19 protein-coding genes are annotated in these 24,857 nt (G+C 67.0%); 14 read left to right on the forward strand and 5 right to left on the reverse strand.

Annotation, left to right across the window (positions count from 1 at the left end; all coding sequences use genetic code 11):
- Nucleotides 1-35: 35 nt before the first annotated feature.
- The 6 genes from HAV18_RS36035 (at nt 36) to HAV18_RS36060 (ending at nt 5,065) form a co-directional block, all read left to right on the forward strand.
- Complete coding sequence (locus HAV18_RS36035; protein WP_166965332.1) at nt 36-842, forward strand: DinB family protein; 807 nt, start codon at nt 36-38, stop codon at nt 840-842.
- Nucleotides 839-1,579, forward strand: coding sequence for an alpha/beta fold hydrolase (locus HAV18_RS36040; RefSeq protein ID WP_166965333.1), 741 nt, complete (start codon nt 839-841; stop codon nt 1,577-1,579). The genes HAV18_RS36035 and HAV18_RS36040 overlap by 4 nt, the downstream gene beginning before the upstream one ends.
- A gap of 98 nt (nt 1,580-1,677) precedes the next feature.
- Nucleotides 1,678-2,568, forward strand: a complete 891-nt coding sequence (locus HAV18_RS36045; RefSeq protein WP_166965335.1) for an alpha/beta hydrolase family protein — start codon at nt 1,678-1,680, stop codon at nt 2,566-2,568.
- 86 nt (nt 2,569-2,654) lie between these two features.
- The gene (locus HAV18_RS36050; protein WP_166965337.1) at nt 2,655-3,548 is read left to right on the forward strand and encodes a LysR family transcriptional regulator; all 894 of its coding nucleotides are present in this window, start codon (nt 2,655-2,657) and stop codon (nt 3,546-3,548) included.
- Nucleotides 3,549-3,680: 132 nt separating this feature from the next.
- The gene (locus HAV18_RS36055; protein ID WP_166965339.1) at nt 3,681-4,007 is read left to right on the forward strand and encodes a carboxymuconolactone decarboxylase family protein; all 327 of its coding nucleotides are present in this window, start codon (nt 3,681-3,683) and stop codon (nt 4,005-4,007) included.
- 50 nt (nt 4,008-4,057) lie between these two features.
- The gene (locus HAV18_RS36060; RefSeq protein ID WP_166965341.1) at nt 4,058-5,065 is read left to right on the forward strand and encodes an aldo/keto reductase; all 1,008 of its coding nucleotides are present in this window, start codon (nt 4,058-4,060) and stop codon (nt 5,063-5,065) included.
- Between the two features lie 96 nt (nt 5,066-5,161).
- Here HAV18_RS36060 and HAV18_RS36065 read toward each other — a convergent pair whose 3' ends face one another.
- A complete protein-coding gene (locus tag HAV18_RS36065; RefSeq protein ID WP_166965343.1) occupies nt 5,162-5,395 on the reverse strand; it encodes a hypothetical protein in 234 nt (77 codons plus the stop codon).
- A gap of 207 nt (nt 5,396-5,602) precedes the next feature.
- The gene (locus HAV18_RS36070) at nt 5,603-6,502 is read right to left on the reverse strand and encodes a hypothetical protein (protein WP_166965345.1); all 900 of its coding nucleotides are present in this window, start codon (nt 6,500-6,502) and stop codon (nt 5,603-5,605) included.
- 78 nt (nt 6,503-6,580) lie between these two features.
- Here HAV18_RS36070 and HAV18_RS36075 point away from each other — a divergent pair, with 78 nt between their 5' ends.
- The 7 genes from HAV18_RS36075 (at nt 6,581) to HAV18_RS36105 (ending at nt 13,194) form a co-directional block, all read left to right on the forward strand.
- Nucleotides 6,581-6,919 (forward strand): XRE family transcriptional regulator, encoded by a 339-nt coding sequence (locus HAV18_RS36075; RefSeq protein WP_166965347.1) that lies wholly within the window; start codon nt 6,581-6,583, stop codon nt 6,917-6,919.
- A gap of 24 nt (nt 6,920-6,943) precedes the next feature.
- On the forward strand, nt 6,944-7,240 hold the full coding sequence (locus HAV18_RS36080) for a hypothetical protein (protein WP_166965349.1): 297 nt from the start codon (nt 6,944-6,946) through the stop codon (nt 7,238-7,240).
- 735 nt (nt 7,241-7,975) lie between these two features.
- Nucleotides 7,976-9,904, forward strand: coding sequence for a protease pro-enzyme activation domain-containing protein (locus tag HAV18_RS36085; protein WP_166965351.1), 1,929 nt, complete (start codon nt 7,976-7,978; stop codon nt 9,902-9,904).
- A 238-nt stretch (nt 9,905-10,142) separates the two neighbouring features.
- Nucleotides 10,143-10,376, forward strand: a complete 234-nt coding sequence (locus tag HAV18_RS36090) for a hypothetical protein (protein WP_166965353.1) — start codon at nt 10,143-10,145, stop codon at nt 10,374-10,376.
- Nucleotides 10,377-10,602: 226 nt separating this feature from the next.
- On the forward strand, nt 10,603-12,009 hold the full coding sequence (locus HAV18_RS36095; RefSeq protein WP_166965355.1) for a methyl-accepting chemotaxis protein: 1,407 nt from the start codon (nt 10,603-10,605) through the stop codon (nt 12,007-12,009).
- 96 nt (nt 12,010-12,105) lie between these two features.
- Nucleotides 12,106-12,369, forward strand: a complete 264-nt coding sequence (locus HAV18_RS40415) for an antibiotic biosynthesis monooxygenase (protein WP_208102259.1) — start codon at nt 12,106-12,108, stop codon at nt 12,367-12,369.
- A 231-nt stretch (nt 12,370-12,600) separates the two neighbouring features.
- Complete coding sequence (locus HAV18_RS36105; protein ID WP_243771830.1) at nt 12,601-13,194, forward strand: phosphatidylcholine/phosphatidylserine synthase; 594 nt, start codon at nt 12,601-12,603, stop codon at nt 13,192-13,194.
- A 362-nt stretch (nt 13,195-13,556) separates the two neighbouring features.
- On the opposite strand, the gene pbpC is transcribed toward HAV18_RS36105, so the two are convergent.
- Both pbpC and HAV18_RS36115 read right to left on the reverse strand, forming a co-directional pair.
- Nucleotides 13,557-15,968, reverse strand: a complete 2,412-nt coding sequence (gene pbpC, locus HAV18_RS36110; protein WP_166965359.1) for a penicillin-binding protein 1C — start codon at nt 15,966-15,968, stop codon at nt 13,557-13,559.
- A 63-nt stretch (nt 15,969-16,031) separates the two neighbouring features.
- Complete coding sequence (locus tag HAV18_RS36115) at nt 16,032-22,037, reverse strand: MG2 domain-containing protein (protein ID WP_166965361.1); 6,006 nt, start codon at nt 22,035-22,037, stop codon at nt 16,032-16,034.
- Nucleotides 22,038-22,322: 285 nt separating this feature from the next.
- Between HAV18_RS36115 and HAV18_RS36120 the strand changes: the two genes are divergently transcribed.
- Nucleotides 22,323-23,591 (forward strand): lipoprotein-releasing ABC transporter permease subunit, encoded by a 1,269-nt coding sequence (locus tag HAV18_RS36120; protein ID WP_208102260.1) that lies wholly within the window; start codon nt 22,323-22,325, stop codon nt 23,589-23,591.
- A gap of 33 nt (nt 23,592-23,624) precedes the next feature.
- Here HAV18_RS36120 and HAV18_RS36125 read toward each other — a convergent pair whose 3' ends face one another.
- Nucleotides 23,625-24,440 (reverse strand): hypothetical protein, encoded by an 816-nt coding sequence (locus tag HAV18_RS36125; protein ID WP_166965365.1) that lies wholly within the window; start codon nt 24,438-24,440, stop codon nt 23,625-23,627.
- Between the last annotated feature and the right edge of the window lie 417 nt (nt 24,441-24,857).

Raw genomic sequence — 24,857 nt, forward strand, 5'->3', positions numbered from 1 at the left:
CGTTTTGATACGTTACTCGGCAAGCTCTTTCCGTCATGCATTCCCGTTTCGACCGTTTCCGCACCACCGCGCTCGGCGCCCAGCTCGAAGCATTGATCGCGCAACCCGCGCGCTACGTCGAATTCGCGGCACTGTCACGCGTGGGCGTCGCCGCGATCGGCGCGATCCAGCACGAAATCGCACTGAAATTCCCCGAAATCGAAACCGACACGACAGCCCGCCAGTTCTGCGGCGCGATGGTCGCGGAAGTCATGCGCCGCCACGGCCACGATGTCGTGCAGGCGCGCGGGCGGCTGAGCGGCACGCTGTTCAGTTACGGCACGGTGTTCAGCGCGTATCCGCAGCTGCTGCCGTTCGCCGATGTCGTCGCCGCGCTGGCGCAACTGCCCGATCGGCTCGCCGCGTATGCCGCGCACGTGCCGGCCGCGCTGCGGACGCGCCGCCCCGACGGCACGGGCTTCTCGTTCGTCGAGCATGCGTGCCACCTGCGCGACCTCGACGTGGTGTTCGCCGAACGCATCGACGCCGTGCGCACGCTCGAACTGCCGGTGATCGCCTCCGTCGACGGCACCGCGCTGGCCGCGCAACGCGACTATCTTGCTCAGCCGCTCGCCCCTGCGGTCGCCGCATTCCGCACGGGCCGCGCCGCGCTGTGCACGACCGCCGCCGCACTCGATCCGACGCAGCTCGCACGCTGCGGGCTGCGCGACGGCATCCGCCGCATGTCGCTCGACGAACTCGTGCGCGAGCTGCTCGACCACGACCGCACACACGTGCTCGAACTCGACGAACTGCTCGCCGAACTCGAATTGCCGCCCCTCCCATCCGCGCCCGCCCCATGATCCAGCCCACGCCCGTCGTCTTCATTCACGGTTTCATCGGCACGCTCGACGTGCGCGGATGGAACGGCCCGCATCTCGCGCCCGACCTGCTCGGCTACGGCGCGCATCGCGCGGTACCGTTCGACGCGATCACGCTCGCCGCGCAGGTCGAGCACGTCCGCCACACCGTCGATACGCACTTCGGCGCGCAGCCGGTCGATGTCGTCGGCCACTCGGTCGGCGGCGCGATCGCGATGCTGTTCGCGCATGCGCATCCGGAATGCGTGCGGCGGATCGTCAACGTCGAGGGCAACTTCACGCTCGACGATGCGTTCTGGTCGGCGTCGGTCGGCCGCATGACGCCCGGTGAGGCCGACGCGATGCTCGACGGGCTGCGCGCCGATCCGCCCGGCTGGCTGCGCGGCGCGATCGACGCGCCATCGGCGGGCCTCATCAACGACGCCCGCCGCTGGCTCGCGCATCAGCCCGCATCGACGCTGCGCGCGATGGGCCGCTCGGTGGTCGCGACGACAGGCGAACCCGGCTACCTGCAGGCGCTCGCGCAAGTCTTCGAGCGTCACCCCGTCTGGCTCGTCGCAGGCGAACGCTCGCGCGCAGGCTGGCACGTGCCCGACTGGGCGCTCGCGCGCTGCGCCGGCTTCGACACAATTGCGCGCTGCGGGCACCTGATCCCGGCCGAGCGGCCTGATGCGTTTCGCGCCGCCATCGAGCGCATCGTCGGCGCGCCGCCCGCCTGACAACCCGTAGGATTCGCCGAAATATGGTTGAAAGGCACGGTTGCTAGAGTCGTCCGAACAGGGATTTCCCGGCGCTCGACGCCGGACGGGGTCGACACATGCGAGGATCGAGGAATCTGGCGCGCGCCTTCTGGCTGCTTCTGCTGCTCGCCATTTCAGGCCCTGCTCTCGCATTTCACGCGCGGGTCGTCGTGATTCCCAGCGCCGCGATGAACGAGACGCTCAAGGCAACCGTCGTGCTGCCCGACGCTTATGCGCGCGGCGCCCGCGACGGCGACCGCTATCCGGTCGTCTATCTGCTGCACGGCTCCGGCGGCGACCACACCGACTGGACGTCGAACACGCACATCGCAGCGCTCGCCGACCGCTACCACGTGATCCTCGTGATGCCCGACGGCGGGCACGAGAGCTGGTACATCGACAGCCCGTTCGACTCGGGCAGCCGCTACGAAACCTTCATCGGCGACGAAGTCGTGTCCTTCGTCGATTCGCACTTCCGCACGATCGCGACGCAGCACGCCCGCGCGATCACCGGGCTCAGCATGGGCGGCTTCGGCGCGCTGCGCATCGCGCTCGACCGGCCCGACACGTTCGGCGCGGTCGGCAGCATCAGCGGCGCGGTCGATCCGCGCTGCTGCGAGGACGAGCCGGGCATCGACCACGTGTTCGGCGACCCCGGCCGCCATCCGTCGTTCTGGAACCGCAACGTGATCGTCGCCAGCGCCAGCGCGTTCGTGCGCGCGCATCTCGACCTGACGATCGATTGCGGTCGCGACGACGCGTTCGTCGGCTCGAACCGCACGCTGCACGAACGGCTCGTCGCGCTCGGCGTGCCGCACGACTATGCGGAGCGGCCGGGCGGCCACACGTGGGATTACTGGGCGAACGCGATCCGCTACCAGATGCAGTTCTTCGCGACGTCGTTCCAGCATGGCGGCTATGCGTACCATCCCGCGCCCCATGCACCGGGCATGACACGCGCGGGCTGACGCGCGCCGCATCCCTCGTCGCCTTGCCGCGCGGCCCGGTGAACCCGGTGGTACGATGCGCGGGCATCGACCACCCGACACCTTCCATGCCGCGCGACAACTTTGCGGACCTCCTCGCTTTCATCGCCGTCGCGCGCGAGCGCAGTTTCACGCGGGCGGCCGCCCAGCTCGGCGTATCGCAATCCGCGCTCAGCCATACGATCCGCTCGCTCGAAACGCGCCTCGGCGTGCGGCTGCTCACGCGCACGACACGCAGCGTGGCACCGACCGAAGCCGGCGAACGCCTGCTGCTGAATCTCGCGCCGCGCTTCGACGAAATCGAGGCCGAACTGACGGCGCTCGCGGAACTGCGCGACCAGCCCGCGGGCACCGTGCGCATCAACGCGACCGACTTCGTGATCCGCACGCTGCTGTGGCCGAAGCTCGCGCCGGTCCTGCGCGACTATCGCGACCTGAAGGTCGAGTTCGTGAACGACTACGGGCTGTCCGACATCGTCGCAGAGCGCTTCGACGTCGGCGTGCGGCTCGGCGACCAGGTTGCGAAGGACATGATCGCCGTACGCATCTCGGCCGACATGAAAATGGCGATCGTCGGCGCGCCCGCGTATTTCGCGGAACGTGCGCGCCCCGCGTCGCCGCAGGATCTGGTCGCGCACGACTGCATCAACCTGCGCCTGCCGACGCACGGCGCGCTGTACGCGTGGGAACTCGCGCGCGGCGACGACACGCTGCAGGTGCGCGTCGACGGGCAGGTCACCTTCAACGGCACCTACGAAACGCTCGACGCGGCGCTCGCGGGCTACGGGCTGGCCTACGTGCCCGCCGAACTCGCGGCGCCGCATGTCGCCGCCGGCCGCCTCGTCAGCGTGCTCGACGACTGGTGCCCGACGTTCCCCGGTCATCACCTGTACTACGCGAGCCGGCGGCAATCGTCGCGCGCGCTCGCGGTGATCGTCGATGCGCTGCGCTATCGCGCATGAGCCGGCGGGGCATCGCCCATGCATCACGATTCATGAATCGCGTCGATAAGTGCATGCGAATTGCCGGGGATTATCGATAAGCGCATCGGTGGCTACCATCGTCGATGTTCCCCAACTTCCCCGGAGCCCTCGATGTCCGAGCCGACTTCCGCCGCGCGCAAGGCGTTCGGCGCCATCGCACCCGCCCTCGCCGACTACACCGACAACGTGCTGTTCGGCGACGTCTGGCAACGCCCCGGCCTGTCGCCGCGCGATCGCAGCCTCGTGACGGTCGCGAGCCTCGTGTCGCTGTATCGTGTCAACGAACTGCCGTTCCACCTGAAGAAAGCACTCGACAACGGCCTCACGCGCGACGAGCTGGTCGAAACGATCACGCATCTCGCGTTCTACTCGGGCTGGCCGACCGCAAGTTCCGCATTGACGATCGCCCAGCGCGTGTTCGACGAAGCCGGCGTGTAAGCGCGGCTTCTTTCATTCAACCGGCGGGCACGTGCCCGCATGGAGCTTCCATGGATTACCGCTATCTCGGGCGCAGCGCGCTCAAGGTGTCGCCGCTGTGTCTCGGCGCAATGATGTTCGGCGGCGAGACCGACGAAGCGACGTCGGCGCGCATCATCGACAAGGCGTTCGACCAGGGCGTCAATTTCATCGACACGGCCGACGTCTATCACGCCGGCCGCTCGGAAGAAGTCGTCGGCCGCGCGATTGCGCCGCGTCGCGACAGCTGGGTCGTCGCGACGAAGTTCGGCTATCCGGCCGGACCGGACGCAGGGCCGAACCGGCAGGGCCAGTCACGCAAATGGATCGTCGAATCGGTCGACGCGAGCCTGAAGCGCCTCGGCACCGACTACATCGACATCCTCTATTTCCATCGCGCGCTGACCGATGCGCCGCTTGACGAAGCCATGCGCGCGATCGCCGACCTGATCCGGCAAGGCAAGGTGCGCTACTTCGGGCTGTCGAACTTCAAGGGCTGGCGCATCGCCGAGATCGTGCGACTCGCGGATCAACTCGGCATCGATCGCCCGGTTGCGAGCGAACCGCTGTACAACCTCGTCGATCGCACGGCCGAGGTCGAACAGCTTCCGGCCGCTGCGCATTACGGGATCGGCGTCGTACCGTACAGCCCGCTCGCACGCGGCGTGCTGACCGGCAAATACGCGGCGGATGCGCAGCCGCCCGCCGATTCGCGCGCGGGCCGCGGCGACCGGCGCATCCAGCAAACGGAATGGCGCCCCGAATCGTTGCATATCGCGCAGCAGGTGGCCGCACATGCGGCCGCGCGCGGCACGACATCGGTGGCGTTTGCGCTCGCGTGGGTGATGAAGAACCGCATCGTCAGCTCGACGATCGCGGGGCCGCGCACCGAAGCGCACTGGGACAGCTACATCGATGCGCTCACGCTCGAACTCGGCCCGGACGATGAACGGTTCGTCGATTCGCTCGTGCCGCCCGGGCACGCATCGACGCACGGCTATACCGATCCCGGTTATCCGGTCGAAGGCCGCAAGGTCTGAAGCAGGAACGGGATAAGTGAACGCATGCCGGGCGCGATGCCCGGCATGAAGATGAACGCGCGTCGCCTGACGCGCGAACACGCGGGGCCGGCGGGATCAGTTGTCGTGTGCGGTTGTGTCGGCGCTGACTACGCGATCGAAGCATTCCTGCGCAAGCGCCAGCTCGTCGAGCGCGCGATCGAGGCGCGACATCGCGCGTGCATATTCGGCCGACGAGATGTCGTCGTCGCTTTCGCCTCGCACGGCGCGAAAGGCCTGATCGACGTTGCGCGTGGCTTCGACGAAGCGCTGTGCGGCCCGGGCTTCCCGCGAACAGATGTGGGTCGACATCGACACTTCTCCCTCAGGGTTGCAGTGTGAAGCACGCCGACGCTCAGTGTGCGTGGTGCGCATGTCGGCGGCGTGAACCACGACCCATCGAGTATCGACGCATCGGCCGCCGCGCAGCGCGCTTCGTGCCGATTGTCTCTCTGCCCTCGCCGCTCCGCTATGGCGAGATTGCAACAGATTCTTGCGCGACCCGCTGCGCGCAATGCGTCATGCGCGCCCGATGCGCGGATGCGCAAGGCCCGCGAACGCGGCCGCCTCGCCCGGTGACAAGTCGAACAGGTCGCCCGTGAGATCGCGCGCATGCTCGGCCGCCGGCCGGTTGCGCAAGCGCGCCACGTGCGTGGGCGCAACATACGCGGCCGCCGTTTCGATCGGCGGCACGTCGAACAGATCGCGCGTGACGCCACGCTCGGCGTCCGTCGGCGAACGGCCGCGCAAGCGCGCGACGAGCTCGACAAAGCGATCGAAATCACCGGCGCGCGTCGCCTTGTTCACTTCCGCGAGATCGCGCGCCTTCAGCACGCACGGCTGCGCGAGCCGCACGAAATACGGTGCCTCCAGCTCGACCGACAGCGCGAGCGGATAGCTCTTGCCCGTCTGCTCCTTCGCACGCCCGACGCAATCGACCACAGCCGCGCCCTGTGCGGCACCGAGCGACTTGCCGGTACTCACGCTGCGCAGGTGATCGGGAAACACGCGCAATTGCGTGCCGACCGTCAACGCGGTGGACGACGCGCACACGAGCGCGTAGTGCTGCTCGCGGCGCCGGCCCGACGGCAAGGTCGAGCGGCTCGCGATGAACGTGTGCGGCGGCAACGGCCGCACCTGCCCGCTCGCGTCGACCCATGCATTCCACAACAACGCGTCCTTGCGCTCGCCTGCGCGCGGGCGCGACGCGACCGGCGAAAACAGCGCGAGCAGCGAGCCCGTGCGATGCGCGGCGACTTGCGCGCTGCTGCCGAGCGGCTGGTTGATGCCCCACAGAAAACGCCCGCCCCCGAGCCGGCGCTCCCATTCCTTGCGGAGCACGACGGTCGGCAGTTCCTCGCCGGACTCGGTACCGATCTTGGTCCAGCAGAACGTGGGTGGGAGGTGTTTCAGTGTCATCAACTTTCTCGGGATACAGCCTCGCTGGTGACAGCAAGCCCATTCAACAGCCGTAACTGTATAGGTATAATGCATCGCATGGAAGCCCCGGACCAAGATTTTCCCGTTCAAGACCTGTTGCGCCGCCTGACGGCAGATACACGCTCGTCCAGCGAAATAGCGCGACTCTCCGGGGTCAGCCAGCCGACCGTATCGCGCCTGAGGCTGTCGAACGGGCATCGGCTGCGCCGCAGCGCGCCATTCAATAAGTTATGCAGTTTCTATGGTGTCGATACCGGGCCGTCGCGCCGCCGGTACAACGACCTGCTGCGCGACGCGATCGTCGACGCGTGGGACGGATCGGACGAGCACGGCCGCGCGCTGCTGGTCGTAATTCAGGGGTTGAAGGGGCTACAGGCGAAGGCGGACGACGGGTGATCGCCGGGCAGTGGTGCAGGGCACATGGCGCGCGACCTGCGCGCTGCCGCTGCGGGAATCGCGAAAGCCGGCAAGAAGGAAAAGAAGATGCCGCGCAACACGATGCGTGTTCCACGCAAGTCCGAACGATTCGCCCGGTTTCAATCGAAGCGCATCGCGCGTTGCGTCGAACGCGCGCTCACTTGCTACGCGCAGACAACGAAACCGCGAGGGCCGGTTTCGGAACGTCGCATCGAAATGGCAGCGGCGGCATCGGTTTTTCGCAACGCCAGCGCCTGGCTCGCACTGCGTCACGCGTCACTCGTCAAGGATGACGAATGACTTACATAATCGCTTCCCGTTCATAAAAAACATCCTTTGAAGCGATTATCTAAACTTTTTAAACGCAATCAAAAAAAGTTTGACTCTGCGTTTTCTTTCTTGCTATCTTTCCCCGCAAGAAATACCGCCGTGAAATCGAATCCGCATCAGGAAATCAACGGCCCGACAATTAACTTCCGTTTTTATTACGTTGCACGAGAACAGTAGCTGATTCGTAAGCCGCGACATCTACTCGCAACACCCAGCTCCCGCGTCACCGGTCATCCCGTTCCGCTTCAGGCGGAAGACGACGACATCGACCTCTCTCCCGGCTGACCGGGGCATTCGATCTCGCCCGCAGCACCTCACACGAAACACACGCACCACGCCGTCGAACGACAATGCATCGCCCGCTTATACGGATTTTATATATTGGATTCCTAATTAAGTGATAACGCGTTGAAGCAGCCGTCGCAGCAGATTGAACGGAACGAGAGAAGGTCGGACCACGCCGCCGCCGATGCGACGCAGGCCGACACGATAGAGGGCCGTGCGCGGGATCGACGTTCGCGACGTGCGAATCCGATACCCGGACCGGCCTCCGATCTTGATGGTGGGAGGGGGAGGAAAACTTATGTCGCCTTGAATCACGCTGGTTGGTCCGGTCTTGCGTCAGGTTGCATGCGCCGCCCTGCCGCTACCCGCGATCCGGGTCGCGCGCTGCACCGGTTCTACGTCGAAATCTCGGAGCTCACAATGCAGAGAACTCAGCACGTCAATCGCACACTCTCGCAACGCTTTGCCCTCGCCGCACTGCCGCTCGCGGTCGCCGCCACGCTGGCGCCGCTGCCCGCCCAGGCTGCCACCAACTGGGTCGCGACCCGCACCAGCGCCTTCCTGCTGTCGAATGCGCCCGCCGCGGCTGCGTCGGCCGCATCGCAGGCTCAGCCTGCGTACTCGCTGAACAGCGTCGGCACGCCGGCGCTCACCGACACGCATGTGACGCCGCTCGAACTGAGCCAGCCGCTGCATGTGACCGTGGTGCTGAAGAATCGCAACACCGACCAGCTCGACGCGTTCCTGCGCGACGTCAACCAGCCGGGCAGCGCGAACTACCGCAAGTACCTGACGCCGGCCCAGTTCAAGGCGCGCTTCGCGCCGACCGACAGCCAGGTCGCGGCCGTCGTAGCCCACCTGAAGGCGAACGGCTTCAGCAACGTCACGGTGTCGGAGAACAACACGCTGGTCTCCGCCGACGGCAACGCGACCAACGCGCAGAACGGCTTCCACGCGAGCATCAAGCGCTTCAACTATCGCGGCAAGCCGGTCTTCGCGAACGATTCGGCCGCGCTGATCCCGGCGTCGCTCGGCTCGGTCGTCGACTCGGTGCTCGGCCTGCAGAACGCCGCGGTGCCGCACCGCCTGCTCCACCGCTTCGCGCCGGCCGCCGTCATCGAACCGAACAGGATCGCGAAGAACGCGGCCGCCGCGTCGCAGCAAGTCGGCCACCAGCCGACCGATTTCGCGGCGATCTACGACGCGAGCGGCCTGCCTGCCGCGACCAACACCACGGTAGGCATCATCACCTGGGGCGACATGACCCAGACCATCGCCGACCTGAACACCTTCACGCAGAATGCCGGCCTGGCGACCGTCAACACGGCGGTGGTCGCGGGCGGATCGGGCACGCTGGCTGACGACGGCGATCCGGGCGAATGGGATCTCGACAGCCAGGACATCATCGGCACCTCCGGCGGCGTGAAGCAGTTGATCTTCTACTCGGCGGTGAACGGCGACAGCAACGACAGCGGCCTCACCGACGCGACGCTGACCGCGGCATACAACAAGGCCGTGACCGACAACAAGGCGACCGTCATCAACGTGTCGCTCGGCCTCGACGAAACCGCCGCGAACTCCGACGGCTCGCTCGCCGCCGACGACGCCGTGTTCAAGCAGGCCGTCGCGCAGGGCCAGGTCTTCTCGGTCTCGGCCGGCGACGCGGGCGTCTATCAATGGTCGACGTCGCCGCAAGGCGCGCCCGGCTACATCGGCACGTACAACGGCACGTCGGTCAGGACGACGATCAACCTGTCCAAGTACAGCGTGTCGTCGCCCGCGAGTTCGCCGTATGTCGTCGCGGTCGGCGGCACGACGCTGTCGACCACCGGCACCACGACGTGGGCCGGCGAAACCGTGTGGAACGAAGGCGTCGCGTACGCGGATCTCGACAGCAACGGCAACCCGGTCGACAACGCAGTGCGGATCTGGGCGACGGGCGGCGGTGTGAGCGCGTTCGAAACCGCGCCGAGCTGGCAGACCGCCGCGCTCGGCAGCACGGTGACGAAACGCGTGCTGCCCGACGTGGCGTTCGACGCCGCGCAATCGACGGGCGCGTATATCGTCATCAACGGGCAGACCAACCAGCTCGTCGGCGGCACGAGCCTCGCTTCGCCGATCTTCGTCGGCGGCTGGGCGCGGGTCGAATCGGCGAACAACAACAGCCTCGGCCTGCCGACGTCGGCGTTCTACCAGAACTTCCCGACCAATACGTCGCTGCTCCACGACGTGACCTCGGGCAACAACGGTTACAGCAGCCACGGCTATACCGCGAAGGCCGGCTGGGACGACGATACGGGCTTCGGCAGCCTGGACTTCGCGAAGGTCAGCGCGAGCTCCGCGAAGTAAGCAAGACCGCTGCGCGATGCGGTGCGGCGAAGCTGCCGCGTCGTGTCGCCCGCGGTACGAGGGGAGGGTTTCGCTACCCTGCCCCTCGTGTATGGCGCCGGCTTCGACTATCGCGTCACGCCGGCCCTGGCCCCGAGGCGTAGCCAGTCCGCTGTTCGATATAGCCAGACGTTCTTCGACTTTCATGCCCACCATCCATCCCCCAAGCGATTCGCCCAGTTTCGGATTGCAGCCGACGGTGAATACAGGCGCGTGGCGCAAGATCGATCGCAACGATTCGCACAGTCATTCGTTGCCCGTCGCGGTCGACGTCAGTTGCAGCCTGTCGAAGCGAACCGTCCTCCATGCGCAAGCTGGCGTCGTCAACCACCACGGAACGATGGATGCCGACCCCGGCATCACTCGCGGTGCGTTGTCCGGATTGCCCGGCACACCGGTCGGCCCCAACGTCGGCATCCATCACGTATTCTGACTCGGCGCATTCGGACGGATGATCGGTGCCCGCCCGTCCGGCGCCCGGCCGCCGGAAGACAGCCGCACAAAAACGGGAAACGCGCGGTGCTAGCCCAACCATCCGGATCGCCGATCTAGACGTTTACCCGACCTCAAGTCGGCGGCTCCGCCGCCGTCAAGTCAGGGGCACACTCCAAAAACTCGCCAAAGACCGGCCAAGCGTGTCCACCAGGAGACCCAGCAACGTGAACTTCTTCGGAATCGGCCGCAGCCGCCGTTCATCGCGCGCACTCGTCGGCGACATCGCCGAGCAGGCCGGCAGGCTCGGCATCGAGATCTGCGACGTGTCGGGTCACGTCGAGGAAGTCGCGACCCGCGTCGCCCGGCAGGCGGAGGTCTGCCACACGCTGCGCGAATCGGCCGCCGTCACGTTGCGCGGCAACCACCGGATTGCCGAGGCCGCGCAGCAGGTGCGCGCCGTGAGCGCGAATGCGTCGAACGCGGTTCGCCAGTCGCAACAGACGATCGAGGCGTCGCTCGCCGACATCCACGGCCTCGTCGAGGGCGTCACGTCGATCGGCAACCAGATGGGCGCGCTGCGCGACGCGCTCGATCACGTCCGGGCCGTGTCCGAGGAGATCTCCGTGATCGCGCGACAGACCCACCTGCTCGCGCTGAACGCCGCGATCGAGGCCGCACGCGCCGGCGATTCGGGGCGCAGCTTCGCCGTCGTCGCGGCCGAGGTCAAGAACCTGTCCGCCAAGACCGGACAGGCGACGGCCCAGATCGAGACGACCCTCGCGCGCCTTGCCGAGCAGACCGAACACCTGATCGCGGAAGGCACCGACAACGCCGCACGCGCGCATCGCGTGCGCGAGGGCACGCGTACGATCGGCGAGGTCGTGCACGCGACCGGGCACGCAATCACCGAGCTCGCCGGCGAGGCCGAACAGATCGCGTCGCTGACGGACGAGATCGAGACGCAATGCCACCGCCTCGACGAACAGGTCGGCGAGATGGCATCGGGTGTCGAGGATTCGAGCGACAACTTCTCGCAGGCCAAGGACCGGCTCGGCAACCTGCTCTCCGTCTCCGAGACGCTCATCGAACTCACGGCCGCGACCGGCATCGAATCGCCCGACACGCGCCTGATCGACACCGCGCGGAATACGGCCGCCGCGATCAGCAAGCTCTTCGAGGAAGCGGTCGGGCGCGGCGATATCGCACTCGACGCGCTCTTCGACGCGAACTACGTGCCGATTCCCGGCACCGACCCGCAGCAGTTCATGACGCGCTTCACGGCGTTCACCGACCGCGTGCTGCCGGCCATCCAGGAGCCGATCCTCGAGATCGACGCACGCATCGTCTATTGCGCGAGCTTCGACAGGCAGTGCTACCTGCCGACCCACAACCGCAAGTTCTCGCTGCCCCAGCGCGCGGACGCCGCGTGGAACGCCGCGAACTGCCGGAATCGCCGGATCTACACGGACCGCACGGCGCGCACCTCCGTGTCGCATAACAAGCCGTTCCTGCTGCAGACCTATCGGCGCGACATGGGCAACGGCAACTTCGCGCTGATGAAGGACGTTTCCGCACCCATCGTCGTCGGCGGAAGGCAATGGGGTGTGCTGCGGATCGGCTACAGCGTCTGAATCCGGGCCTGCACCGGCAGGCCGTCGTCCTCTACTGCTCCAACTTCACCGCCAGCGGCCGCTGATCACTGCAGCCGTGATCGTCGTCATGAAAAGTTGGCGCCGCTCGTACGTGCTGAACAAGGCTGTCTCCGGCACGGTCTCCATCCGGTCGTCGGTCAGGGAAATGGATTTTTCTTGATCGAACGCTGGGTATCAAACGAAGCATTAGCGGCACACGACGCAACGCGACACATGATTGTGGCCGATGCGGATAGCCCGAGCCTCAGGACGATACCGCGCAGGTTTTACGACTTGCCCCCGACAGCCTCGCATAGTCGATCTTCCAGCACAGCACGCGATCAGGGCCGGCCCGGATGACGAAGTGACGGGGGGCCCGTCACCGAACGGACTTCTGCCAAACGTTTGTCGCCGGAAGCACACAGGCCGCTTGCACGCGAAGCGTGCCGTCTCGAGTGACGAACGGTCGCATCGGTTTGGCGCCCATTCGGGATATCGCTTTCGCGAAAGCGCTTTCACCATGCCTGATAGCATAGTGGCCTCCTTCCTCCAGCCGACATCAGCATGACAAGCCCTGTTCGACGATTTTCGATGATCCGTGAATTTCATCTGGCCGACTGGTTCACGCTCGGTAACGCGGTGTGCGGCACCGGCGCACTTTTTTCAATCATTTCGTACATCGCGAGTGGCGATAAGCTGCACATCTATTACGCGGCCGGCCTGATTGTCGGCGCCCTGGTATTCGACATCCTGGACGGCAGAATTGCGCGCTGGCGGCAAAAATCGTCGGCGTTGGGCCGCGAACTCGACTCGCTTGCCGACGTGATTTCGTTCGGCGTCGCCCCCGCCATCATCGGTTACGGATGCGGCATGACAGGGTTGTACGATCGGTTGATACTGGTCTATTTCGTGGCCTGCGGCGTGTCGCGGCTGGCCCGTTACAACGTGACGGCGGAAGAGCTGTCGCAGGAAACGGGAAAGGTTTCGTACTTCGAGGGCACACCGATTCCGACATCGATCGTCCTCGTGCTGTTGCTGGCGGTCGCCGCGAGGTTCGACGCAATCGGCCCGAACCTGTGGCTCGGCGACCTGCAGATCTGGGGCGCCACGCTGCATCCGATGACGCTGCCTTTCGGTCTGTCGGGGTCGCTGATGATCAGCCGTATCCGGGTGCCCAAACCCTGACTGTGCGACGGGAACAAGCCCCGGATGTCGGGCCGGCAATTCGGCACCGCGATTGCACGAACGGCCGCGCCAGACCGATCGTCGCCCGACGCATTCGACTGAAGCCGCCCCTGTCCGGACGGCCCCACGTTCCGACAACCGTCAACAAAGCGAACCAATCGGACATGGATCGCCGGCAATCGGTACTACGTCGGGGGCATCGTGCCGTACTGTTTGCCCCCCCTCCAAAGGGCCCGCAATTCCGCCTCCCCGGGCGCCCCTACCGTCTGTGTGCGAACCGCAGGACGGCAATCCCGCTCGAGAGTTACGGAAAATGACCGATACCGGCACTTCGCCTGCTGCCCGCATGTGATCCGGAACGCCTACTGCTCCAACCCCACCGCCAGCGGCCGCTGATCGCTGCGGCCGTGATCATCGACCACCCGCACCGTAAAACTGCCGGCCGTCCGCGGCTGCCAGAACAGCGCATCGCCCGGCACACTGCGCCCGACGAACGCATCGTTGACGAACCAGTACAGCGCGTGCGCACTCGCATCGGCCGTCGCGTTGAACGCGATGCGCATCTCCTCCGTACTCTTCACGCGCATCGCATACGTACTGCCGCGCAGCGGCGACGTGATGCGCGGCGGATCGCCTTCGACCTGCCCGGCATCGCGACAGTCCGCATTCTGCGGCGGCCGCCGGCGCGGAATGCCGGCCTGCGCGAACACCTGCTGCAGATCCGACGGCCAGAACTCGAAGGTCTCCGTATGCGTGCGCTTGCCGTCGTACGGCGGGCACGCGGCCTTCCCCGTCGCGTCGTCGATCACGACCGGCCGGTGCACGGTACTCACGCGGATCGGCGACGTGCCCGGAATGAACCATGTCCAGCCCTGCTGCGGGCACCACTCGTTCGGCAGGTCACCGCTCGCGAGGCAGATCCGCACGCGCTTCAGCCGCGGCGGCACCGCGCGCGGCGGCTCGGCGAGCGTGCGCTCGGCATTCAGCGCGTCGACCACCTGGAAGAACAGCGGCGCGGCCGCGTCGACACCGACGAATGCCGTATTCGTCGAGTTGTCGAAATTGCCGACCCACACGACCAGCACATACGGGCCGAACACGCCGGCCGTCCACGCATCGCGGAACGACCATGACGTGCCGGTCTTCCAGTAGACGGGCACGCTCGACGGTTGCGCGCCGCTCGTCTCGTCGGGGCGCAGATGCTGGCGCAGCATGTCCATCGTCATGTAGCTCGCCTCCGCGCTCAACAAGCGCCGGCCGGGCAGCGCCGGTTCGTCCGCGCGCAGCCGCAGCGGCCGGAATTCGCCGCGATTCGCGAGCATCGCATAGAGCCCCGCGAGATCCTGCATCGTCACTTCGCCGCCGCCGAGCACGAGCGCGAGCCCGTAGTGCTGCGCGCTCGCGAGCCGGCGCACGCCGGCTTCCTGCAGGAACCGGTACAGGTCGGGCGACTTGAGCTGCGACGCGACCCACACGGCCGGCACGTTGCGGCTGCGGTTCAGCGCATCGGTCGCGGTGATCGGCCCGAGGAAATGCCCGTCGAAATTCTCCGGCGCATACGGGCCAAACGCGGTCGGCACGTCGCGCAGCACGGTCTGCGGATGCAGCACGCCCTGGTCGAAACCGAGCGCATAGATGAACGGCTTGAGCGTCGAGCCCGGCGAGCGCCGCGCGAGCGTGCCGTTCACCTGCCCGTCGATGGTGCGGTCGAAAAAGTTCGCGGAGCCGACCAGCGCCTTCACGCCCATGTCGCGCGTATCGACCAGGATGGCCGCCGCGTTGCGCACGCCGCGCGTGTCGTTGCGCGCGACATAGCGTGCGATCTGCCGTTCGAGCGTGCGTTGCAGGTCGAGATCGAGCGTCGTCACGAGCCGCGCGCCGCCGTCGCTGTCGTCCGCCGCGCCGCCCGAGGTCGTGCGCCACGCGCTGCGTGCGGCGAGCGCCTGGTCGACCGCATGCGGCGCATCGAAAGGCAGTGCCGACAATGGCCGCATCGCAAGCGGCAACGCGAACAGCGGCTTGAGCGATGCATCGCCCGGATGCTTCGTCAGCCAGCGCGCATACAGCCGGTTGCGCGACGCGGCCAGCGCGCGGTTGATCTCGTCCTGCCCGCCGCGCACGCGCCGTGCCGGGTCCTGCGGAATCACCGCGAGCGCGAGCGCCTCGGGCAGCGTCAGCGCATCGGGCATCCGGTCGAAATAGACGACGCTCGCGGTGCCCGCGCCTTCGACGTTGCGGCCGTACGGCGCATCGTTCAGATACGCTTCGAGGATCTGCCGTTTCGAATAGAAAAGTTCGAGTTGCATCGCTCGCGCGACTTGCGCGAGCTTGCCGGCCGGCGTACGCGTGTTCAGCTTCCACAGCGAGCGCGCGAGCTGCATCGTCAGCGTCGAGCCGCCCTGCGGATTGCCGCCGCGCACGTACGTGATCCATGCGCCGCGCGCGAGGCCGTACGGGTTGAAGCCGGGATGCCAGCGGAACCAGCGGTCCTCGTGCAGCATCACGGCTTCGACGAGCTGCGGCGACATCCGGTCGAGCGGCACCCACAGCCGATAGCGGTCGTCCTTCGCGAGCGTCAGGCGCAGCAACCGGCCCTGCGCGTCCGTCACTGCAACCGACGACGGTTTCCAGTCACGCAGCGGCGGATGCGGCCACAACCGGCACGCGGCCAGCGCACCGAACACGAGCAGCGCGCCGGCGATCCAGTTCTGCCAGCGATACAGCCAGCGGCCGGCGCCGTGCAGCGCGCGCCGCAGTACCGAAGCGTCAGTCACGCGCGGGCGCTCCTCGCACCCGGCGCCGCTGGCACGACTGGCGCAGCTGCCGCAGCTGCATCGTCATCGCACGCGCTCCACGGTCAACGTCGTGCCGCCGGGCGCCTGAGCCTGCACGCGGCGGTCGTACATCGACTCGCCGTACGCAGGCGGCGCGACGAAGCGGCCCGCGTTGCTCGCCTTGATCCGGTAGACGAACTCGCGCACGTCGGTCGTCGCGGTGCCGTAGATCACCACGCGGTCCTCGCGCACGTCCGCGAACTGCGGCTGCCACGTGGAACCCTTTACGCCGATCGGCGAGCGCCACGGTGCATCGGCCACCGGCGCCGACGCGCCGCCATCGCCGTTGCTGTCGCCGTCCTGCGTGTCGGTGACGGGCGGCGGCGCGATCACCGGATCGAAGCCGCCGGGCAGCAGGTCGACGATCGCGATGTTGCCGACGCTCGCCGAGCCCGTCGCACGGATCTTCAGGTGCACGTCGATCTCCTGGCCGAGCGTGATCTTGTCGAGCGGCTTGCCGTCCGTATCGGTGTAGTCGCGCACGATCTCCAGCCCGTCCTTGATCGCCTTCGTCGACGTGCCGCGGTCGTAACCCGACTGGCTCGTGATCCACCACGCGGGCAGCGAGCTGCCGTTCACGAAATCGACGCGCGACGCACCGCCCGACCACGTGCCGGAGCGCACGAGGTTCGCCTGGATCGACGATACGTCCTTCGGCGCGGCGCCCGCGCGCACCTCGTCGATCGCGAGCTGGTCGAGCTGGCCTGCGCTCGATGCCGCATACGCATCGAGCGCGAGGATCGTCATCGCCGACGACAGCGTGTTGTAGCGATTGTCGACGAGCGGCGCGGCGAGGTTGTCCATCGCGCGCGGCGACAGCTTGCGCACGCGGTCCGGGAAGTGCTTCGCGATCAGGTACAGCACGCTCGCGTCGCGCGTCAGCGGATCGAGGTAGTAGCCCGTCACGTAGCCGCCGTCGGACGCACGCTTGCGCTCGAGCAGCGCCTGCGGGCCCGCGATCAGCGCCGCGGCCTCCTTGTCCTGCTTCAGCAACTGGTACGACGCGGCGAGCCATGCGGCCGCGAGGTCGTTCTTCCAGTCGTTCGGATACGCATCCTGCAGCCGCTTCTGCACGGCCGCGAGGCTGTTGGTCGTCACGTTGCCCTGGCGTGTCAGCAGATACACCGCGTATGCGCGCTGCCGCAGCAGGTCGAGCGAGCCGAGCGAATCGTTCGCCGCGAGCTTCTGCAGATACTGGTTGCCCGCGTCGAGCATGTCCTTCGGCACGGCGATGCCGCGCTCGCGCGCGTCGAGCAGCACGTGCATCGCGTACGCGGACACGAACGGATCGGCGTCGGGCGTCGCGCTCCACAGACCGAACCCGCCCTGCGCGTTCTGCCGGCTGCGCAGCACGCCGAGGAACTGCGCGATCGCCGCCGCGTTCGCCGTGTCGGCGCCGGCGTCGGTCGCATGCATCGCACTCGTCAGCGCGCGCACCGACAGCCACTTCGCCGCGAACACGCGCGGCACCGCCGCGCTCACCATCTGCTCGCTGCAGTAGTGCTCGAAGTTGACGAGATACGACGACAGCCCTTCGGACAGTACGAGCGGCGCGGTCGAGATGCTCGCATCGCGCGACGCATACGCGTCGTACATCGACCGCAGGTTCGGCACGCTCGCCTTCTTGCCCGGGTCGAGCCGCGCGATGTCGAGCTGCGTGCGGAACGCGGCGGCCGGCCGCACCGATACGTCGACGCGCTGCTGCGCGCCCTTCGCGCCATAGCGCGCGCCGAACGACAGCGAACCCGAGCCGAGCGTGTCGGTCGCCTTCACGCGGAACATCGCGACGCCCTCGTGCTGCGGCGCGAGCGCGACGTTCTGCGTGGCCGGCCCGATCACCTGCAACTGCGGGCCCGTCTTCAGCGTGACCGCGATCGGCACCGGCTGGTTGCCGGCGCCCGTCAGGTTGTTCGAAACACCGACGCTGACGTCGGCCTCGTCACCCGGCGCGAGCGTCGTCGGCACGTTCGGCGACAGCACGAAATCGCCGCGCACCGTCGTCGCGCCTTCGAACGTGCCGACCAGGTCCGGCGACACCGACACGGCCATCACGCGCAGCTTGCCGTTGAAGTAGTCGGGCACGGTGTAGCTCAGGCGCGTGTCGCCGTTCACGTCGACGATCCCCGACCAGTAAACGACCGGCTTGTCGCGCTTGCGCTTGAACGGGTTCAGCTGACGGCCGATCGCATCGTCGGCGTCGCCGCCGGGCGCGGCCATCGCCATCAGCTTCTCGAAGTCCGGCAGGATCAGGTCGAGGATCTGCGACGTGCCGACTTCGAGCATCCGCTTGCGGAAGAAGAACTTCAGCGGATCGCCGAGCTTGTAGCGCGCGACCTGCAGGATGCCCTCGTCGACCGCGAACACGACGACCTTCGCGGGCTTCGCCGAATGCACGGTGAAATTCACCGTGTCGCCGGGCTTCACGAGCGCCGGCGCATCGACCGACACCGCGTTGCGGCGCGCGTCGAGGTTCACCGAGAACGGCACGACGCCGTAGCTCAACGGGCTCATGAAGATTTCGTCGGACGACGGATCGCGGATGTACTGCACGTTGATGTAACCGTTGCCCTCGAAGCCGGCCGGTACCGTGATGTGCTGGATCGAACTGGTCGTGTCCGCATGGAACCAGGCGTGCGCATACACCTTGTCGCGCTCGATCGTGATCAGGCCGCTGCCCGCGTAGGGCGCGCGGATCGCGATCTCGACCTGCTCGCCCGGTTTGTAGTCATGCTTCGCGAGGGTCACCTGCAACTCCGCGTTGCGGTCGAGCGAACGCGTGACGTTCGCGTCGCCCGTGACCGAATACTCGATCCGGTTCACCGCGGCGCCGTCCGCGTTGCGGATCACGAGCGCATAGCTGCCCGGCTTGTCGGTGCGCAGCGTGAAGTCGAGCCCGGCCGCCGGAATCGTCAGCGGCTGCTCGTCGACGGGCACTTCCTTCAGCCGCGAATCGTATTTGTATGCGCCGGAATCCTGTTTGGTCAGCACCGACACGTAGCGTTCCTCGACGAGCTGCGCGCGCAGGTCCTTCACGCCGATCGCCTTCGCGTTCGGATCGATCGCGACGAGCCGCACCGTGCGCGGGCTGCCGCGCTTCACGTAGCCGAGATCGTCGACCGACTTGTAGCCGACGAGCCAGTCGTTGTTCGACACGAGCGTCTGCGCGTTCGCGGCGACGTTGCGCCCGCCTTCCGCTTCGTACGCCTTCGCCTGGAAGTAGAGCTGGTAGGTCGAGTCCGCGTACTTGTCGAGATCGAGGTCGAACTCGGCATGGCCGTGGTCGTCGGTCGTGCCGTCCTGCAGCGTCGTCGTGTAGCCCTCCTTCGCGCGGCGTGCATCGAAGAAGTGATAGCCCTGCCAGCTGCGGAACGACGGCCACACCGGGCGCAGCGTCAGCGTCGCCGCGACGCGACGCTTCTCCGCCGGCGTGCCGAACAGGTTCTGCGCATCGACGACGCCCTTCAGCCCCTTCGGTTTCACCCACCCCTCGACGACCTGCTGCGACAGCTTCGCGTCGACCTTCATCCGGTCGGGCAGGAATTCCTTCACCTGCACCGTCGTGCTGCCGATCGGCTCCGCGCCGGGCTGGCCGTCCTTGACGATGTACAGGTTCACCGTCCACGTGCCGGTCGGTGCCGTCTCGGCGGTCGTATAGCCGAGCTCGGTGAAGCCCGTCGCATCGACCGTCACCGGCTTGCGCTCGACCGTGATCCCGCGCGGGTCGACGATCTCCGCCTGCAGCGGCACGCCGGCCGGGCTGCGCGCCCAGCTCGCCGCGCGCACGATCAGGCCGATGTGGAACGGATCGCCGGGGCGATACAGGCCGCGATCCGAGAACAGGTAGGCGGACAGCTGCCCCTGGCCCGTCGCGTTGCGCTCGCCGTCGACGTCGAAACGCGAGAAATCGAGCTGGCGATCGCGGCCGGCCACCGGCAGGAACGACAGGTCGGTGTCTTTCTTCACGACATACAGTTGCGGCCGCTTCTCGCGGTCGAGCCCCTTGAACGCGGGGAAGTGCACGATCCCGTCGGCGCCGGTGGTCTGCGTGAACAGCGCCTGGCCGTTCACCGCGAGTACCGATACCGTTGCGCCCGCAACCGGACGGCCGTTGCGGATCGACTGGATGAATACGTCCTGGCTGCCATCCAGCGCCTTCTTGACCAGCATCCCGAGATCGGTCACGACGATCAGGCGCGTGTCGCCGAGCGCGCTGTCGCTGTCGTCGCCGTTGCCGTTGCCGTTGCTGTCGCCCGAATCGGCGTTGTCGGACTGATCCTGGCTGCTGTCGCCGGACGAAGCATCGCCATCCTTCGCATCGTCGGCCTTCTTCTCGGCGGCCGGATCGTACTTCGTCAGGTGCAGCAGGAACACGCCGCGCTTGCCGCCCTTCAGGTACTGGCCGAGATCGATGCCTTCGTAATGCGCCTTGCCGGGGTCGCCGGCCGGGAATGCGCGCGTCTGCACGAAGCGCTCGACGATGTGATCCTCGCTGAACGAATACGACAGCTCGGGCCGCGCGTACGTGCCGTTGTTGAAGCTCACGAGATGCTGGAGCTGGTCGGGCAGCACGCGACCGATCTCGACCTTCATCCCCGGCAGGTTGCGCGACACGACCGACAAGCGCTTGCTGCCGCTCATCGACAGCAGCGAGCCGTCGGCCATGAAGCGCAGCAGCTTCGGATAGTCGGGCACCGTGAACGCGGTCGTCACCGGCTCGGCGAGCAGGTAGCCGCCCGCCGATTTCAAGTCGCCCGCGAATCGCACGACGATACGATCGCCCGGCGTCGCGTGATACTTGAAGCTTTGCAGCGTCGCGTAATCGTTCTCGGTGGGCACCGCTTCGAGCGGCAGCGGCTTCGACTGCTTCAACACAGCGTCGCTGATGTCGGCCACGTTCCATTCGTACGGCGGATCGTCGTCCGATTGATCGACGCCCGGCTTGCGCTTGGGCAGCACCCACGCCTTCGCACGCGCCGCGAGATCGGCGCTGCGCACGCCGTCCGACGCTTCGGCGACGAGCACCTGCTCGGGCTCGTAGCGCTCGTTGTCGACGAGCGTCGGCGCGATGTTGTCGATCGACAGGCTGTAGAGCCCCGGCACGTCGACCGATGCGTGCAGCACGTCCGGCGTGCCGTTGCCGCCGCGCGAACTCTTCACGCCCTTGTCGACGTCGAGCCGTGCCACCAGCGGATCGCGCGGAATCTCGAGCGGCTGCGAGTAGACCCACGCGCTCGTCTTCATCTTGTCGTAGTTGACCGTGTAGCGCAGCGGCGACGCATTCTTGCCGTCGCGGCCGACCAGCACGAGGCCGATGCGCTTCTCGAATTCGGCCGGATCGACCGGGTAGTTGAAGCGCAACTGCAGCAGCGCCTGCTTCTCCGCCGGATTGTCGGGATTCTGGTAGAACTCATTGTTGCCGAACGTCGCGGCGAATGCGGGCAAGTCGAATGCGAAACGGTCGTCGTGCATCGTCACCTGCGGCGCGAACACCCGGTGCACCGCGAAACGCACCTCGACGTGCGCGCCGACCGGCCAGTCAGCTGCCGGCGTAAAGCGCAGCGTCTTGTCGTCGGCCCACTCCCATGCGCCCTTCAGCGCGGGCGTCATCTCGATGCCGTCTCCGGCCGGCTTGCCGACCTGTTCGATCGGCGCGGCCGATTGTGCGAACACGACTTCGAGCGGATGCACGGTGATCTTCGGCTTGTCGCTGTCGTCCACCTCATAGGTGGTGATCGCCGGCGCCTTCACGGTAAAACTGACGGTCTCGGGCTCGGGCGGCTTCGGGCGGTGCTTGAACCAGTAGCCGCCGTAGCCCAGCGCGGCCGCGAGCAGCACGAGGCCGCCGGCATGCCACGGGCGGCGGCGCACGGCCGCGACGGTGATGCCCATCCACGCGGGCGCTGTCCACGACACGTCGCCGACCAGCGGCCGCAGCGCGGAGCCGAGCAGCCACCAGACGAAGCCCGCGACGCGAATCGGCAGGAGCAGCAGGAAGCGCAGCAAATCCATTGTTATTTCCTTGTCGAGGACATGCTGCCTGTTGCGGCAACCTCCCCCGAATTGTTATGGGTCTGTGACGGCGCGGCCCGGTTGCGCCGTACATGCTTGGTATGTTCGACCGGATGCTGGGCGCCATTATCGATCAGACCCGAAACGATGGAAATATCGGTGTGCCGGCTTGCAACGCCGGCCATCGACCGGCCGGTCGGGCGGGTTTTCGGCTCGCCGCCCATCCGCCGCGCGCGGTCGCGCCGCGTTCGCTAGAATGCGCGGCTCGGCACGAATCGAATCGAAATGAAAGGAAACCGCTTGAAACTCCCGTTCGAATGGCAGATCGGGCTGCGCTATGCGCGCGGCGGCCGGCGCTCGGCCGGCGACGGCTTCGTGTCGTTCATCGCCGGTGCCGCGATGGCCGGTATCGCGCTCGGCGTCGCGGCGCTGATCGTCGTGCTGTCGGTGATGAACGGTTTTCGGACGGAAGTGCGCGACCGGATGCTGTCGGTGCTCGCGCACGTGGAAATCTTCTCGCCGACCGGCGCGATGCCCGACTGGCGGCTCACCGCGCACGAATCGCTGCAGAACCCGGCCGTGCGCGCCGTCGCACCGTACGTCGATGCGCAGGCGCTGCTGACGAACGCGGGCAGCGTGACGGGCGTCGCGCTGCGCGGCATCGATCCCGTGCTCGAGCCGCGCGTGTCCGAGATCGCGCGCAAGCTGAAAACCGGGCGCCTCGACGCGCTCGTGCCGGGCGGGATGGGCATCGTGCTCGGCTCGGCACTGGCCGACGCGCTGCACGTGAAGATCGGCGACCGCATCACGTTCTTCGCGCCCGGCAACACCGCGCGCATCGGCGACGCACTGCCGCAGTTCCGCCAGTTCAACGTGGTCGGCACGTTCGAATCGGGCCACTACCAGTACGACAGCGCGCTCGCGTACATTCATCTCCGCGACGCGCAGACGCTGTTCAATGCGCGCGCGCCGACCGGCATCCGGCTGCGCCTCGACGATCTGCAGCGCGCGCCGGACATCGCCCTGGCGCTGTCGCGCACGCTGTCGGGCGACCTCTATATCCGCGACTGGACGCGGCAGAACCGCACGTGGTTCGAAGCCGAGCGGCTGCAAAAGCGCATGCTGTCGCTGATCCTGATGCTGATCGTCGCGGTCGCCGCGTTCAACCTCGTGTCGTCGCTCGTGATGACCGTCACGCAGAAACAGGGCGACATCGCGATCCTGCGCACGCTCGGCGCGCCGCCCGGGTCGATCATGAGGATCTTCGCGATCCAGGGGATGACGATCGGCCTCGCCGGCACGCTGGCGGGCGTCGCACTCGGCTGTGCGATCGCGGTGAGCATTCCGTGGGTGCTGCCGGCGATCGAGCAGTTGCTCGGCATCCGCTTCCTGACGCCGTCCGTGTACTTCCTCAGCTCACTGCCGTCGAAACTCGCGGCGACCGACGTGATCGAGATCGCCGCGGCCGCGTTCCTGATGTCGTGCGTCGCGACGCTCTACCCGAGCTGGCGCGCCGCGCGGGTACGGCCGGCCGAAGCGCTGCGCGACGAATAGGCGCGTGGCGCTTCGGCGCGGCGAGGCGCGCCGTCAGGCCGTCTCGTGAAAACCGACGCTGTGGGTGCCGTTCAGGATGTCCTCGAACGCGTACCCGAAGCCGACGTCGATCAGGCCCGCGCGCCTGCCGTACGTCTTCTGGCCGGACACGTCGTTGACGAAGATCGCCGCGCCCGACGACAGCTGACGATCGGTCTCCAGCAGTGCGAGCGTGCCGCGCGCGCTGCCGGCCGACGGGTCGAACTTCAGCCGCGTGCCGTCCTGCGTGGTGAAATGCCCGCCGATCTCTTCGAATTTCTGGTTGCGCGCGACGGACGCGTTGATCTCCTTCATGAAGAGGAAGTCCGCGTCGGCGCGCTGGCTGGCCACCTTGCGATCGTCGTCCGTGAACGTGTCGCCCACCGCGACGGCGCCCTGCTCGGCGAAGTCGACGGCCTGCTGGTGAAACTCGCGCGTCGCGAGCACGAGGCCCGCGTTCGCGTTCAGCGTCGACTCCACCCACGCGCGATCGCTTTCCGTCATCGTCTTCGACACGACCTTGATCCGGCCGTTGTCGGTCATGAAGTCGAACTGCGCGTCGGCCAGGTCCGGGCGTTTCGCGATGATCTCCTTCATGCTCGTCGCGAGCTGGCTGGTGACGCCGCGCAGCTGCGTCGACAGGTTGCCGAGGATCGTCATCTGCTTCATGCGCGCCGCGTGCATCGCGTCCTGGTCCAGCACCCGGATGGTAAGCGGCGGGTCCTGCGGTTTCCCGGCCGCCGCGTCAGGCGGTTGGCGCCCGTCGAGCGCCGCTTCCTGCACCATCTGCGCGAGCGAAAGGCCGCTCGCTGCCGTGACGGATATCGTCATGCCCTCTCTCTCCTTTCGATCTGCTTTTTACCGTTTACGGACAGATATCGCGGAAATTTAGACCGATCGCACATGGATTTCGGGGCATGCGCCAATACATTGTTTGATCGAAACTAAAAAAGTTTGACACCGAGATTTCACTGCGATAAGTTTGCGCAAGCTTCCGGAAAGCAATCCGGCCCGCCTCGCCGACTCGCGTCGCGCTTTCCTGCCGTTGCAGCACCGCCGTTCGCACCATCCCCGCCTCATCGCATCGTGCCGTTCCGTTTCATCCGAAACCTGAAGGAAGATCGGGCATGCCCACATTTGATTCGTACTCCTCCATTTATTTCGTACCGCCGGCCTCGCGTCGACCGTACGGCATGAATCGGCCGCCGTGCTGACGCTTTCCGGTCGGGGCAACGCAATCGCCCCGCC

This window comes from Burkholderia sp. D-99 (assembly GCF_011605345.1).
Taxonomy (GTDB): Bacteria; Pseudomonadota; Gammaproteobacteria; order Burkholderiales; family Burkholderiaceae; genus Burkholderia.